Source organism: Achromobacter sp. 1012554356 (genome assembly GCF_059760815.1).
In genome coordinates this window covers 92,404-106,770 of sequence record NZ_JCBANC010000004.1, presented here as the reverse complement: position 1 = coordinate 106,770, position 14,367 = coordinate 92,404, and the positions used below count along the sequence as shown (strand labels likewise).

Here is a 14,367-nt window from a genome sequence, read left to right as displayed (position 1 = left end):
GGCCACCTATAAGACCCAGGAGACAAACCATGAAGCGCATCCGGATAGGCAGCGGTTTATCGAGATTGTTGGCCCCGTTGGGCCTGGCGGCGGCATTGGCGGCGGCGCCCGCCGCGCAGGCGGCCGAAGACCTGGTGCTGGGCGGCTCGATTCCGCTGAGCGGCGTATTCGCCTTTGCCGGGCAGGGCATCCACGCCGGCATCACGGACTACGTGAAGATCATCAACGACCAGGGCGGCATCAAGGGCCGCAAGCTGCGCTACGTGCCGGAGGACACCGCGTACAAGGTGGACGCGTCGGTGGCGGCGTTCAAGAAGATCACCAGCCAGAACAAGGTGAACTTCTACTACGGCGATTCGACCGGCTTTTCCAAGACCATCAATGCCGAGCTGAACCGTACGGGCGACATCCTGATGACAGGCGCGTCCTTTGCGACCGAGCTGAACGACCCGGCCAAGTATCCCGCCCAGTTCATGCTGGGGCCGGACTACACCGAGATGTTCGGCATCCTGCTGCGCTACATCGCCAAGGAGCAGCCGGGCGCCAAGGTGGCGTTCGTGTATTCGGACACGGAGTTCGGGCGCGATCCGATCGCCAGTTCGCGCGCGGTGGCCGAGAAGCTGGGCCTGAAGGTGGCGACCGAGATCATGACGCCGCCGGGCAGCGTGGACGTGTCGACCGAGGTCATCAAGCTGCGCCGTGCGGATCCGGACTTCACCATCTTCCATGGCTACGTGCTGGCGCCGATTCCCGAGTTCGTGGGGCAGGGCAAGCGCATGGGGCTGAAGACGCGCTACATGGGCACGTTCTGGACGATGGACAACTCGACCGTGATGCAGATGGGCGAGGATGCCGAGGGCTTCATGGGCGTGATGCCGTACCGCTATTACTACGACCAGGCGGCCGACGCGCCGATGCTGAAGAAAATCCGTGAAATGCGGCCGCAGTATCAGAGCACGGGCTACATGCAGGGCTTTCTGGCCGCCATGCTGTTCTCTGAGGTGGCCAAGCGCACGCTGGACGCCGGCAAGGAGCTGACCGCCGCCAACATGAAGGCCTCGCTGGACGGCATCAAGGACTTCGATACGGGCGGGCTGATCGGCGTGCCGATCTCCATCAAGGGCAACTCGATCCCCGTGGGCCGGATCTATCGCGCGGACGTGAAGCAGAAGCAGATGGTGCCGGCGTCCGATTGGATCGTGCTCAAGTGAGGCAGCCGTGAATCCGGGACATGACGCGCGGGGACCTGACGTGCGAGCGGGCACGAACGCCGCGGCGCCGCCCAAGGCGGTGCTCGACATCAACAACATCGAGGTCGTCTACAACAAGGCGGTGCAGGTGCTGCGCGGCTTGTCCCTGTCGGTACCGGCCGGCAGTATCGTGGCGCTCTTGGGAAGCAACGGCGCCGGCAAGTCCACCACGCTCAAGGCCGTCTCGGGTCTGCTGGATCTGGAGGACGGCGAGCTGGTGCGCGGCCAGATCGTATTCGGTGGCGGCGACACGGCGGGCATCAAGCCGCAGAACCTGGTGCGGTCCGGTCTGGCGCACGTGATGGAAGGGCGGCGCGTGTTCGAGGACCTGACCGTGGAAGAGAACCTGGTGGCGGCGACGTATGCGCTGACAGGGCGGCCGGCTGCGCGCGCGGACTTCGATCTGGTCTACGGCTATTTCCCGCGGCTTTTCGAACGGCGGCGCGGGCTGGCCGGTTATCTGTCCGGCGGCGAGCAGCAGATGCTGGCGATCGGCCGCGCGCTGATCGCCCAGCCCACGTTGATGCTGCTGGACGAGCCGTCGCTAGGCCTGTCGCCGATGCTGGTGGAAAGCATTTTTTCGATCATTGCGCGCATCAATATCGAACAGGGGGTGTCGATGTTGCTGGTGGAGCAGAACGCGTCCGTGGCGCTGGCGGTGGCGCATTACGGCTACATCATGGAGACCGGCAAGGTGGTGATCGACGGGTCTGCCGACAAGCTGGCGGCCGACCCCGACGTGCGCGAGTTCTATCTGGGCATCGGCGGCTCGGGCGAGGCTCGGGGCTTTCGCGATATCAAGCACTACAAGCGCCGCAAGCGCTGGCTGTCATGACGGACGCGCATACCGATCCCGGCGGCTGGCCGCTGCTGACGCTGCCGCAGATGCTGCGCGAGCAGGCGCGACGGCAGCCATCCGCCGTTGCGATCCGGCAAAAGGACTTTGGGATCTGGAAGCCCCTGACGTGGGATCAATACTGGCAGCGCGCCTGCCGGGTCGGCCTGGGACTGCGCGCGCTGGGGCTGAGCGTGGGCGGCCGGGTCGCCATCGTGTCGGACAACCGGGTGGAGTGGCTGTTGACGCAGATGGGCGCTTGCGCGGCCGGCGGCGTGGCGGTAGGGGTCTATTCCACCAGTCCGGCCGAGGAAATGGGCTACGTGCTGGCGCATGCGGACGTCGAACTGGTTGTGTGTGAAGACCAGGAACAGACCGACAAGGTGCTGCAGGTGGCGGACAGGCTGCCGCGCTTGCGCCGCATCGTGGTGATCGAGACGAAAGGCCTGCGTTCGTATGCGGCCGCGGATCGCGCGCGCATTGTGACATTTGCGGAGGTCGAGGCCGATGGCGGCCAGCGCGAAGCCGTGGAACTGGCCGCGCTGAATGCCATGCTGGACGGACAGCGCCTGGACGACACCGGACTGATGATCTACACGTCCGGGTCGACCGGCAAGCCCAAGGGCGCGATGCTGAGCTACCGCAACATGCGCGGCGTTGCGCCCGGGATTGCCGATCGCGTGTCGATGGATGCGTCCAGCGTGCACCTGTCGTACCTGCCGCTGTGCCACGTTGCCGAGCAGATGCTGTCCACGTTCGTGCCGATCTACCTGGGTTCGCAGGTGAATTTTGGCGAGTCGCTGCGCACCGTGCAGGAAGACCTGCGCGAAGTCGCGCCGACGATCTTCCTGGGCGTGCCCCGCATCTGGGAAAAGCTGCATGCCGCGATCTCCATCAAGATGCAGGAGGCCGGCCCGGTGCAGCGTTGGCTGTACGGCCGCGCGCTGGTGCAATGCGCGCCGTTCCTGGAAAAATCGCCCGCGCAGTACCGGCTGGGCGAACGCCTGACGCACTGGCTGTGGTACTGGCTGGTGTTGCGCGCGCTGCAGAACTTCATCGGGCTGCGGCGCGTGCGGGTGGCAATGACGGGCGCCGCTCCCATACCGCCAGACGTCGTGCGCTACTTTCGCACGCTGGGCGTGCCGCTGGTCGAGGTATACGGCCTGACGGAGTCGACGGGGATGATCTTTGGCCAGCATCCCGACCGCGTGAAGGTGGGCACGGTGGGCGAGCCGATCCTTGGCGTGGAATGGAAAATCGGCGATGCCGGCGAGCTGCTCGTGCGCGGCGACATGGTGTTCCAGGGCTACTACAAGAACCCGGAGGCTACGGCCGAGGCGACGCGCGACGGCTGGCTGCACACGGGCGATGTCGTGGCGCAGGACGGGGCACGCGTGCGCATCGTGGACCGGCTCAAGGACATCATGATCACGGCGGGCGGCAAGAACCTGACGCCGTCGGAAATCGAGAACGCGGTCAAGGGCAGCCCGTACGTCAAGGAATGCATCGTCATCGCGGACGGCAGGAAGTACGTGTCCGCGCTGATCCAGCTGGAGTTCGACACGGTGGGCAAATGGGCCGAATCGCGGCGCATCGCGTTCACGCATTTCCGGTCGCTGGCCGAATGCCCGCAGGTGCGCGAACTGGTGCAGCAAGAGGTCGCGCGGGCCAATGCCGGGCTGGCGCCGGTATCGCAGATCAAGCGCTTTCATCTGCTGACCAAGGAACTGGACCACGACGACGGCGAAGTGACCGCGACGATGAAGGTGCGGCGCGCCAGCATCTACCGCGCTTACGCCAACGAAATCGAAACGCTCTACGTTGAGGAGACGACGGCATGAACCAAGCCGTGATCCTGGAAGCCGTGCGCACGCCGTTCGGGCGGCGCGGTGGATGGTGGGCGCAGACGCGGCCGGACGCGCTGCTGGCCGAGACCGTGCAGGGCCTGCTGACGCGCGCGGGACTGCCGGGCGGCAAGGTCGAGGATCTGATTGCCGGCTGCGTCAGCCAGGCGGGCGAGCAGGGCGCCAACATCGGCAGGCTGGCCGCGATGCTAGCCGGGCTGCCGGAGAGCGTGCCCGGCGTGGCGCTCAACCGGATGTGCGGGTCCAGCCAGCAGGCCGTGCATTTCGGCGCACAGGCCATCGCCGCGGGCGACATGCGGTACGTGGTCGCGGGCGGTGTCGAGAGCATGAGCCGCGTGCCCATGTTCCTGGACGTCACGCTTGGCCAGACGGAATTCCGCGGCTTTGAATCGCTGAACCCGGCGCTGCTGGCGCGATATCCGCTGATCCATCAGATCGAAAGCGCGGAACGTATCGCCAGCCATTGGGGACTGTCGCAGGCCGAGATGGATCAGTGGGCGCGGGAGAGCCACGCGCGTGCCTGGGCGGCTGCCAGCGCCGGACTGCATGCGGAGCTGCTGCCCGGCACGCCGGCGCTGCGCGACGAGGGTATCCGCGAGACCACGGACTCGGCCCGCATGGCGGCCATGGCGCCGGCGTTGCGGCAGCCGGGTCAGGGCGGCGTCACCGCCGCCAATGCGAGCCAGCTCGCCGACGGCGCGGCGGCGGTGCTGCTGGCCGACAAGGATACGGCCCTGGCCGACGGCTTGCGGCCCCGGGCGCGATTCCTGGCGCGGGTGGTGCTGGGGTCGGATCCGGTGATGCAACTGACGGGCGTGATCCCGGCGGCGCGGCAGGCGCTGTCCCGCGCGGGCCTGGCGCTGGAGGACATCGACTGGATCGAGATCAACGAGGCCTTTGCAAGTGTGGTGCTGGCGTGGCAGCGCGAACTGGGCGCCGACCTGGCGCGCGTGAATCCGTGGGGCGGCGCGATCGCGCATGGCCATCCGCTGGGCGCCACGGGCGCGGGTTTGATGGCCAAGATGCTGGCGGGGCTGGAGGCCACCGAAGGAGAATTGGGCATGCAGCTCATGTGCATCGGCCACGGCATGGCGACTGCGACCATCATCCAGAGGGTTTGACACGCCATGGACAAGACCGGGACCGCCGCGCCGCGGGACGATGGAGCGGAGACCGAGCGGCGCCGGGAACTGGTCCTGGCGGCCGGAAGGCTCTTCAGCAAGCGGGGTTACGAACGCACGACGGTCCGCGAGCTAGCCAAGGCCGTGGGGCTGCAGTCGGGCAGCCTTTTCCATCACTTTCGCAGCAAGGAGGAAATCCTGGTCGCCGTCATGAACAACGGCATCCAGGAAGTGATCGACCTGGGCGGCAAGGCGCTGGCCAGCTATGTCGAGCCGGAGGACCGCCTGGCGGCGCTGTTCCGCGTGCACATGTGGAGCATGCTGCACGGCGCGGGCGGGGACGCAATGAACGCACTGGTGTACGAATGGCGCAGCCTGTCTGCGCCCAGCCAGGCCGCGGTGAAGGTCCTGAGCGACCGCTACGAGGCGATGTGGCAGTCGGTGGTGGCGGGGGCGGTGGAAGCGGGGTTGCTGCGCGGCGATGCGCGCGTCATCAAGCGATGCGTGCTGGGCGCGATGAACCTGACGGTGCAGTGGTACAAGCCGGGCGGGCGTCTGGCGCCCGCCGCGTTCATCGACGCGATGCTGCAGGCGTCATTGCCGGCGCTGCCGGCGAACGCGGGCAGGTGGCCGGTGGACCCTAACCCCGCCGCTTGAGGAACGCACCCACGGCGCAGGCAACGGACAGTGCGAGCAGCGAGGCCGCGACGGGCAGCAGGAAATCGGCTTCGCCGTGATACCCGCCGCCGGTGATACCGCCGGCCACGCCGCCCATCCAGAGCAGGGCAGTGAGGATGGCGGCGATCAGCGAAATGGCGGTGGCCACGCACAGCACGATGAATACCGGCCGGCGCGCGGGGACGGTCCGGTAGGGAGCGCCCGGCTGGATGCGGCGGGGTTGCTTGATCCAGTAGACCAGCCCCGCCACGACCAGCAACAGCATCAGGATCTTGAAGATCATGACGCGCGCCGACGATCAGTCTTCACGGCGCAGATGCGGGAAGAGGATGACGTCTCGGATGCTCGGGCTGTCGGTCAGCAGCATGACCAGACGGTCGATGCCGATGCCGCAGCCGCCTGTCGGGGGCATGCCGTATTCCAGGGCGCGGATGTAGTCCGCGTCGTAGAACATGGCTTCTTCGTCGCCGGCGTCCTTGGCTTCGACTTGCGAGCGGAAGCGTTCGGCCTGGTCTTCGGGGTCGTTCAGTTCCGAGAAGCCGTTGGCGATTTCGCGGCCGGTCATGAAGAGCTCGAAGCGCTCGGTGATGCCTTCGCGCGAATCGGAGGCGCGTGCCAGCGGCGAGACTTCGACCGGGTAGTCGATGATGTAGGTGGGGTTCCAGAGCTTGGCTTCGGCGGTCTCTTCGAACAGCGCCAGTTGCAGCGCGCCCAGGCCGGCGCGCGAGAGCACGGGGCCGTCGGCGTCGGCGCCAAGCTTCTTCAGTTCGGCGCGCACGAAGGCCGGGTCATCCAGCTGGGCCTGCGAGTAGCCGTCGGCGTACTTGAGGATGGCTTCGCAGATGGTCAGGCGATCGAAGGGCTTGGACAGGTCCAGCTCGCGTTCCTGGTAGGTCAGGACGGCGCTGCCGCAGGCCGAGATGGCAGCCTGGCGGATCAGCTCTTCAGTGAAGTCCATGAGCCAGCGGTAGTCCGCGAAGGCTGCGTAGAACTCCATCATCGTGAATTCGGGATTGTGACGCGGGCTGACGCCTTCGTTGCGGAAATTGCGGTTGACTTCGAACACGCGTTCGAAGCCGCCCACGATCAGGCGCTTGAGATAGAGCTCGGGTGCGATACGCAGGAACATTTCCATGTCCAGCGCGTTGTGGTGCGTGACAAACGGCTTGGCCGCCGCGCCGCCCGGGATCGGGTGCAGCATGGGCGTTTCGACTTCAAGGAAGCCCGCGTTCAGCATGAACTGGCGGATGCTGCCCACGGCCTTGCTGCGCGCTTCGAACGTGCGGCGCGTGGCGTCGGTCATGATGAGGTCGACATAGCGCTGGCGGTAGCGCAGTTCCTGGTCGGCGACGCCGTGGAACTTGTCGGGCAGCGGGCGCAGCGACTTGGACAAGAGGCGCGCCGAGGCGGCGTGTACCGAGAGTTCGCCCTTGTTGGTCTTGAAGACCGACCCTTCGATCGCGATGATGTCGCCGATGTCCCATTGCTTGAATGCGGCGTAGACGTCTTCGCCGAGCGTGCCGCGGTCCAGGTAGATCTGGATGCGGCCGGTGCTGTCCTGCAGCGTGGCGAAGCTGGCCTTGCCCATGACGCGCTTGAGCATCATGCGGCCGGCGACCTTGACGGTGACGGCGGCGGCGGCCAGGGCTTCCTGCTCCTCGCCGTCGTACTTGTCATGCAGGGCCGCGGCGCGGGCGTCCGGGACGAAATCGTTGGGGTACGCGACCCCGGTTTCGCGCAGTTTGGCCAGCTTGGCGCGCCGTTCGGCGATCAAGCGGTTTTCATCCTGGGCGGGAGCCGGAGTGGTCGAGTGGTCGGTCATGGTCGGGGGATCAGTCGTAATTGCGGATGTCGTCGATTTCGGTCGTGCCGAAATCTTCGCGATCCAGGTAGGCGAGGATGCGGGAGGCTACGTTGGCGGGCGAGGACAGCTTGCCGGTGGCATGGAAGTCCTGGAACTTGGCCAGCGCGGGGAAGCTGTCGACGGAGCTGGCGCGGATGGCGGCCTGCATGTCGGTGTCGACGATGCCGGGGGCCAGCGCGACGATGCGCGCGCCGTCGGCGCCTTGTTCCTGCTTGACGACGCGGGCGTGCATGTCGAGCGCGGCCTTGGTCGCGCAGTACACGCCCCAGCCGGCGTTCGGGTTGCGGCCCGCGCCGGAGGAGATGTTCAGCACGCGCCGGTCGGCCTTGATGTCGGCCACGGCGGCGAGGAACCGCGCCGTGAGCAGCATGACGGCGGTGACGTTCAGGTTGAAGGCGGCGGTGATGGCAGCGCCGTCGGTGAGTTCGTCGGTGCGAGCCACGGGATGCACGGTGCCCGCGTTGTTGATCAGCAGATAGCGCTTGGCGTCGCGCGGGAGCGCGGCGCAGATGCGTTCGGCCGCGGATTCGGCCGCTTTCAGGTCCGAGAGGTCCACGGACAGTTGATCCAGCTGCACATCCTGCGAGCGCGCGTGGGCGGTGAGCTCGGGGTCTTCGCGGCGCGCCAGGGTGATGAGGCGGGTGCCGGGTTTGACCAGGCCGCGCGCCATGGCGGCGCCGATGCCGCGCGAAGCGCCGGTGAGAATTGCAATGGTGTCGGACATTCGTGGACCTCTGGGTGCGTGAAAGCGGGAAGAATCGCGGAACTTAGACGTTTTGCTTCAGGCTGGCCTGGATGAAGGGATCCAGGTCGCCGTCCAGCACCTTCTGCGTGTTGGAGATTTCGACGTTCGTGCGCAGGTCCTTGATGCGGCTTTGGTCCAGCACGTACGAACGGATCTGGTGGCCCCAACCCACGTCGGTCTTGGAGTCTTCCAGCTTCTGCTGCTCGGCCATGCGGTTGCGCATTTCGAGTTCGTAGAGCTTGGACTTCAGCATCTGCATGGCTTCGGCGCGGTTGCGGTGCTGCGAACGGTCGTTCTGGCACTGCACGACGATGCCGGTGGGGATGTGCGTCAGACGCACGGCCGAGTCGGTCTTGTTGATGTGCTGGCCGCCCGCGCCCGAGGCGCGGTAGGTGTCGACGCGCAGGTCGGCGGGGTTCACTTCGACCTCGAAGGAATCGTCGACTTCCGGATACACGAAGACGCTGGCGAACGACGTGTGGCGGCCGCCCGACGAGTCGAAGGGGCTCTTGCGGACCAGGCGGTGCACGCCGGTTTCGGTGCGCAGGTAGCCGAAGGCGTAGTCGCCTTCGATCTTGATCGTGGCCGATTTGATGCCCGCGACTTCGCCGTCGGATTCTTCAAGGATCTCGGCCTTGAATCCCTTGCGTTCGGCGTACTTGAGGTACTGGCGCAGCAGCATCGACGCCCAGTCCTGCGCTTCCGTGCCGCCCGCGCCGGCCTGGATGTCCAGGAAGCAGTTCAGGGGATCGGCCGGATTGGAGAACATGCGGCGGAATTCCAGGGCTTCGAGCTTTTCCTGGAATTCGTTGGCATCCAGTTCGATCGCTTCGAGGGTGTCGCCGTCATCGTCGGCGGCGGCCATTTCGAAGAGTTCCTGGGAATCGGCCACGCCGGCGCCCAGGCTCGTGAGCGTTTCCACCACGACCTCGAGCGATTTCTTTTCACGGCCCAGATCCTGGGCGTGCTTGGGGTCGTTCCAGACGGCCGGGTCTTCGAGTTCGGCGTTTACGACGTGGAGGCGTTCAGCTTTGGCATCGTAGTCAAAGATACCTCCGTAGAGCCTGTTCGCGCTCCGCGTAGTCGGCGAGGCGGGCTGCGAGCTGGTTCTGACGTTCGGCTTCCATGATTGATCCTGTCTGATGACTTTTGTGCGAAACCTGGCATTTTACCGTGGATGGACCGACTGCGCGGGCGCGCGGCGGCAGACGGGGGCCGGGTCCGATTTCCAGCGTTTGGCGGCACGCAAATGGAGTTGTTCAGTTTTTTGTCAACCCGGCCGCTCTAGGCTTGCCGGGTGGCCGTCGTGTCCCCGTTTGGGGCGGATGGACCGCGATGACGCCGGCCCGTGCCGGCCTATCCCGCCAGAGGAATGGAGACAGAGATGGAAAACACGATGCCCCCCGGGGTCTCGCCGGCGCTTGACGCCAGTGAAGAGGACCGGATCTACCGCAAGGTGGGCTGGCGGCTGGTGCCGCTGCTGGTGGTCTGCTATGTCGTGGCGTACCTGGACCGCGTCAACGTGGGGTTCGCCAAGCTGCAGATGCTGCAGGAGCTGCAGTTCAGCGAGACGGTGTACGGGCTGGGCGCCGGTATTTTCTTCATCGGCTACTTCATCTTCGAGATTCCCAGCAACATCATCCTGCACAAGGTGGGAGCGCGGATCTGGATTGCGCGGATCATGATCACGTGGGGCATCATCTCGGCCTGCATGATGTTCGTGACCAGCGTGCACATGTTCTATTTCCTGCGCTTTCTGCTCGGCGCGGCGGAGGCTGGGTTCTTTCCCGGCATCATCCTGTATCTGACCTATTGGTATCCGGCGGCCCGGCGCGGGCGCATCACGACGTTCTTCATGACCGCCGTGCCCATGTCCGGCCTGATCGGCGGCCCGATCTCGGGATGGATCATGGCGACCTTCCACGGCGACCACGGCCTGTCGGGCTGGCAATGGCTGTTCCTTCTGGAGGGAATTCCGTCGGTGGTGATTGGCGTGCTGGTGCTGATCTATCTGGATGACCGCATCAACAAAGCGAAGTGGCTGACGGCCAACGAAAAGGCCGTGCTGATCCGCAATATCGCGGCCGAGGAGCAGCAGAAGGAGGATCCGCCGATCCGCGCCGCGCTGACCAAGCCGCGCGTGTGGGCGATGGCGCTGATCTATTTCTCGTTCGTGATGGGCCTGTACGGGGTGGGGTTCTGGATGCCGAGCCTCATCAAGAACACCGGGGTGCAAAGTCCGCTGGCGATCGGGCTGTTGACGGCGGTGCCGAATCTGTTTGCCGTGATCGGCATGATTCTGATCTCGCGCAATTCCGACCGGCAGCGCGAGCGCCGCTGGCACGTGGCCTTGCCGGCGCTGTTCGGCGCGGTGGGGCTATTCCTGTCGGCGCTGTGGAGCGGCAATACGGTGTTGGCGATTTTGGCGCTGACGGTGGCCAACATCGGCATCTGCACGGTGCTGCCGCTGTTCTGGAGTCTGCCGACGGCGCTCTTGGGTGGCACGGCGGCCGCCGCGGGTATTGCGCTGATCAATTCGGTGGGGAACCTGGCGGGCTTCGTCAGCCCGTATCTGGTGGGCTGGCTGAAGGATCTGACCGGCACCACGAATACGGGGCTGTACATGCTGGCCGGCTGCCTGGTGGTGGGCGCGCTGGTGGCGCTGGCGCAGCCGGCGAAGCTGGTGAACAAGTAACGCTGCTGGGTGGCGGTGTCCCATAAGGTGTCTGACACCCTGGGGAAGAGGAGCGTCGGCTTGAGTTAGCGTCTCAGAGGGTGTCAGACACCTTTTTGAAGTGGCGCTGCTGGTGGACGGTGTCTCATAAGGTGTCTGACACCCTGGGCAGAGGCGCGTCGGCTTGAGTTAGCGTCTCGGAGGGTGTCAGACACCTTTTTGAAGCAGCGCTGCTGGTGGACGGTGTCTCATAAGGTGTCTGACACCCTGGGGAGAGGCGCGTCGGCTTGAGTTAGCGTCTCGGAGGGTGTCAGACACCTTTTTGAAGTAGCGCTGCTGGTGGACGGTGTCTCATAAGGTGTCTGACACCCTGGGCAGAGGCGCGTCGGCTTGAGCCGGCGTCTCAGAGGGTGTCAGACACCTTTTTGAAGCTGGTGAACAAGTAACGCTGCTGGGTGGCGGTGTCCCATAAGGTGTCTGACACCCTGGGGAAGAGGCGCATCGGCTTGAGCCGGCGTCTCAGATGGTGTCAGACACCTTCAAGCGCCGACGGTGCCCAAGTGTCAGACACCGTCGTGCTTTAGCCGGCGTGTTCGATTACCAGTTGCACCGACACCATGCCGTTCCACACGTTCTGTTCCAGACGGTACGCCGCCTGGATGTGTTCCGGCAGAGACTGGTCGTGGCCGAACCAGATGGCGTCGAAGCGCTGGTGGCCGCGTTCCAGGGACAGCTTCAGGTGCTTTTCGCCGACCAGGCGCTGGTTGCGCACGACGAATTCGTCCAGGAAAAGGGGGGCGGCAAAGCCTGCGCCCCAGACCTGCTGTTGCAGCATGCCGGCCACGTCGGCGTTGGCGTAGCCGGTTTCCAGTGAGCCGTCGGTTTCGATGACGGGCTCGAAGGAATCACGTCCGGTCAGCTCGCGCACGGCGGCGTCGAAAGCGGGGGCGAAGGCGGGGAAATCGGTCTTTCCCAGCGTCAAACCGGCCGCCATGGCATGGCCGCCAAACTTGCGGATCAGGTTGGGATGGCGCTTGGACACGAGATCCAGCGCGTCGCGCAGGTGCACGTCGGGGATCGAACGGCCGGAGCCGCGAATCTCGTCGTCGCCGGCCGGCGCGAACGCCAGAGTGGGGCGCCAGAATTTCTCTTTCAGGCGTGAGGCGACCAGCCCCACGACGCCCTGGTGCCAGCCCGGGTCGAACACGCAGACGGTGGCGCCCGCGGCGGCGTCGGGCGCTTCCATGGCGGCCAGCGCCTGCTCGCGCATTTCGGCTTCGATCGTGCGGCGTTCGCGGTTGATGTTGTCCAGCTCGCGCGCCATTTCCAGCGCCTGCGCCTCGTCGTCGGTGGTCAGGCAGGCGATGCCCAGGCTCATGTCGGCCAGGCGGCCCGCGGCGTTGATGCGCGGTCCCAGCGCGAAGCCCAGGTCGAAACCGTTGGCGCTGCGCGGCTCACGGCCGGCGACGGCGAAGAGCGCCCGCAGTCCGGGCTGCAGACGGCCGCTGCGCATGCGCTGCAGGCCCTGCGTGACCAGGAGGCGGTTGTTGGCGTCCAGCTTGACCACGTCGGCCACCGTGCCCAGCGCGACCAGGTCGGACAGCGCGTCCAGGCGTGGTCCGCCATCGGGGGCGTACACGCCGCGGCGGCGCAGTTCGGCGCGCAGCGCCAGCATCATGTAGAAGATGACGCCCACGCCGGCCAGGTTCTTGGACGGAAAGCCGCAGCCGGGCTGGTTGGGGTTCACGATGGCCAGCGCGTCCGGCAGGGTGTCGCCCGGCAGGTGGTGATCGGTGATGACCACGCCGATGCCGGCGTCGTTGGCGGCGGCCACGCCGTCGACGCTGGCGATGCCGTTGTCGACCGTGATGATGATGTCGGGCTTGCCCGCGCGGTGGCGGCAGGCCAGTTCCACGACGGCGGGAGACAGGCCGTAGCCGGTCTCGAAACGATTGGGCACCAGGAAGTCGACATCGGCGCCCATCGCCGACAGCGCGCGCAGGCCGACGGCGCAGGCGGTGGCGCCGTCGCAATCGTAGTCGGCCACGATCAGCAGCTTTTTGCCGGCCTGGATGGCGTCGGCCAGGACGGCCGCCGCGTGGGCAGAATGGGTCAGGCCGGCCGGCGGCAGCAGGGACGGCCAGGCAAGCCGGGTCTGATCCGGATGCGTCACACCGCGCGCGGCCCACAAGCGGGCCAGCAGCGGGTGGATGCCGGAAGATTCGAGGACGTGACAGGCGGCCAGGTCGGCCGGACGGATCGTTAAGCGGGGTGAGACCACCAGGCGCTCCAGTTCTTCTTGGGCGCGGGCAGCAAGCCAAGCAGGCCCCCGCGCGGTTTCAGGTCAAGGGCGACCTTGCGGTCATCGCCCAGCAGCAGCATCTGCACGGGCGTCGCGGGCAGGCCTTTGCCGGCGGCCAGCGGACGCAGATGCTGCGTGTCGAGTTCGGTCAGCGCGTCGAGCCAGGCGGCCCAGTCGCCGGCGCGTTGCGGGGCGTCCAGTCCGGTCAGCACCTGCGCCGGGCCGGCGGGCGCCGCCGTCCAGGGCGTGCCCCCGCCATAGAGCCACAGCGCGTTGACAGGCGCCAGGCCGCGGGCGGCCCGGACGTCGTTGACGGGGTGTTCGTGCCACGCCATCTGGATTTCGTTCAGCAGGCGCCGCCACGGGCGCGTCTCGGTGTCCTGGCGCCACCAGTCGTTCAGGCGCTTTCCTGCCACGGCCAGGGGGCTGGCGGTCTGGGGGCGCAGGTCCGCCGGCAAGCGCAGGCGCCAGCGCTGCGGCGACAGCGGCTCGACCGAGAAGCCGGTGCCCTCAAAGAGTGGGCGCGCGGTGTCTAGCAGGGCGGCGGTTTCCGATTCGGTCAGGTCCATCGACCCCGGATCCAGCAGCGAAGCCTGATCCGCGCCCAGCGCAAGATGGACCAGTTCGCACAGCCAGACCGGTTCGGATGCCGGTGTGTGGGAATGTTGCCCGGCCAGCAGCGGGCCGAGGCCTGCGCTTTGCAAGAGGCCCGGCTCGGGTGCATACCCGGCGCGCTCGAGCTGCCAGGATTCGAAGGCCGTGCAGCCGTGCGCGCGCAGGTCGTAGCCTTGCGGACGGGCCGTTGCGGCCTGCAGCCAGCCGTGCAGCGTGGGCGCGCGCTCGGGCAGGAGCTTGGCCAGTTCGGCAGCAAAGGGAAGGGCGGGCAGGGCGCCCGGAATGACGATCAGCATGGCGGCGATTGTAGTCCGCGGCGGGATGGGGAACTTAGCGCCGCGGCCAACTGCCATACGTTGTCACGCCTGGTCTAGGATCCGCACATCCGCGGGGCGATTTCCGGGCGGTTAATGCAATA

Annotated in this window: 12 protein-coding genes; 6 read left to right on the top strand and 6 right to left on the bottom strand. The window is 66.5% G+C overall.

Features of this window, described 5'->3' with window-relative positions:
* Window positions 1-29: 29 nt before the first annotated feature.
* From AC6LJW_RS03105 to AC6LJW_RS03085, 5 genes are all read left to right on the top strand, one after another.
* Window positions 30-1,211, top strand: coding sequence for an ABC transporter substrate-binding protein (locus AC6LJW_RS03105; protein WP_056562375.1), 1,182 nt, complete (start codon window positions 30-32; stop codon window positions 1,209-1,211).
* A 79-nt stretch (window positions 1,212-1,290) separates the two neighbouring features.
* Complete coding sequence (locus AC6LJW_RS03100) at window positions 1,291-2,085, top strand: ABC transporter ATP-binding protein (RefSeq protein ID WP_056566675.1); 795 nt, start codon at window positions 1,291-1,293, stop codon at window positions 2,083-2,085.
* A complete protein-coding gene (locus tag AC6LJW_RS03095) occupies window positions 2,082-3,926 on the top strand; it encodes an AMP-dependent synthetase/ligase (protein ID WP_498086489.1) in 1,845 nt (614 codons plus the stop codon). Before AC6LJW_RS03100 ends, AC6LJW_RS03095 begins: the two co-directional genes overlap by 4 nt.
* A complete protein-coding gene (locus AC6LJW_RS03090; protein ID WP_056562369.1) occupies window positions 3,923-5,071 on the top strand; it encodes a thiolase family protein in 1,149 nt (382 codons plus the stop codon). The genes AC6LJW_RS03095 and AC6LJW_RS03090 overlap by 4 nt, the downstream gene beginning before the upstream one ends.
* A 6-nt stretch (window positions 5,072-5,077) precedes the next feature.
* Window positions 5,078-5,728, top strand: coding sequence for a TetR/AcrR family transcriptional regulator (locus AC6LJW_RS03085; RefSeq protein ID WP_056562365.1), 651 nt, complete (start codon window positions 5,078-5,080; stop codon window positions 5,726-5,728).
* Here the strand turns inward: AC6LJW_RS03085 and AC6LJW_RS03080 are convergent.
* The 4 genes from AC6LJW_RS03080 to prfB all read right to left on the bottom strand — a co-directional run bounded on the left by AC6LJW_RS03080 (window position 5,712) and on the right by prfB (window position 9,485).
* A complete protein-coding gene (locus AC6LJW_RS03080; RefSeq protein WP_498086488.1) occupies window positions 5,712-6,032 on the bottom strand; it encodes a preprotein translocase subunit TatB in 321 nt (106 codons plus the stop codon). The two genes, AC6LJW_RS03085 and AC6LJW_RS03080, sit on opposite strands and share 17 nt — an antisense overlap.
* Before the next feature lie 15 nt (window positions 6,033-6,047).
* Complete coding sequence (gene lysS, locus AC6LJW_RS03075) at window positions 6,048-7,571, bottom strand: lysine--tRNA ligase (protein WP_498086487.1); 1,524 nt, start codon at window positions 7,569-7,571, stop codon at window positions 6,048-6,050.
* Between the two features lie 10 nt (window positions 7,572-7,581).
* Window positions 7,582-8,337, bottom strand: coding sequence for an SDR family oxidoreductase (locus AC6LJW_RS03070; protein ID WP_056562358.1), 756 nt, complete (start codon window positions 8,335-8,337; stop codon window positions 7,582-7,584).
* A gap of 43 nt (window positions 8,338-8,380) precedes the next feature.
* Window positions 8,381-9,485, bottom strand: a protein-coding gene (prfB, locus tag AC6LJW_RS03065) for a peptide chain release factor 2 (RefSeq protein ID WP_156395105.1) whose coding sequence is annotated in 2 segments (ribosomal slippage) — window positions 8,381-9,403 and window positions 9,405-9,485 — 1,104 coding nt in all. Because the reading frame shifts where the segments join, the coding sequence is not laid out codon by codon here.
* Window positions 9,486-9,742: 257 nt separating this feature from the next.
* Here prfB and AC6LJW_RS03060 point away from each other — a divergent pair.
* Entirely contained in the window at window positions 9,743-11,053 is a 1,311-nt protein-coding gene (locus AC6LJW_RS03060; protein ID WP_056562351.1) for an MFS transporter, read from the top strand.
* Between the two features lie 559 nt (window positions 11,054-11,612).
* Here AC6LJW_RS03060 and recJ read toward each other — a convergent pair.
* The gene (gene recJ, locus AC6LJW_RS03055) at window positions 11,613-13,313 is read right to left on the bottom strand and encodes a single-stranded-DNA-specific exonuclease RecJ (protein ID WP_056562349.1); all 1,701 of its coding nucleotides are present in this window, start codon (window positions 13,311-13,313) and stop codon (window positions 11,613-11,615) included.
* Window positions 13,295-14,245 (bottom strand): hypothetical protein, encoded by a 951-nt coding sequence (locus AC6LJW_RS03050; RefSeq protein WP_498086486.1) that lies wholly within the window; start codon window positions 14,243-14,245, stop codon window positions 13,295-13,297. The genes recJ and AC6LJW_RS03050 overlap by 19 nt, the downstream gene beginning before the upstream one ends.
* Window positions 14,246-14,367 lie beyond the last annotated feature (122 nt).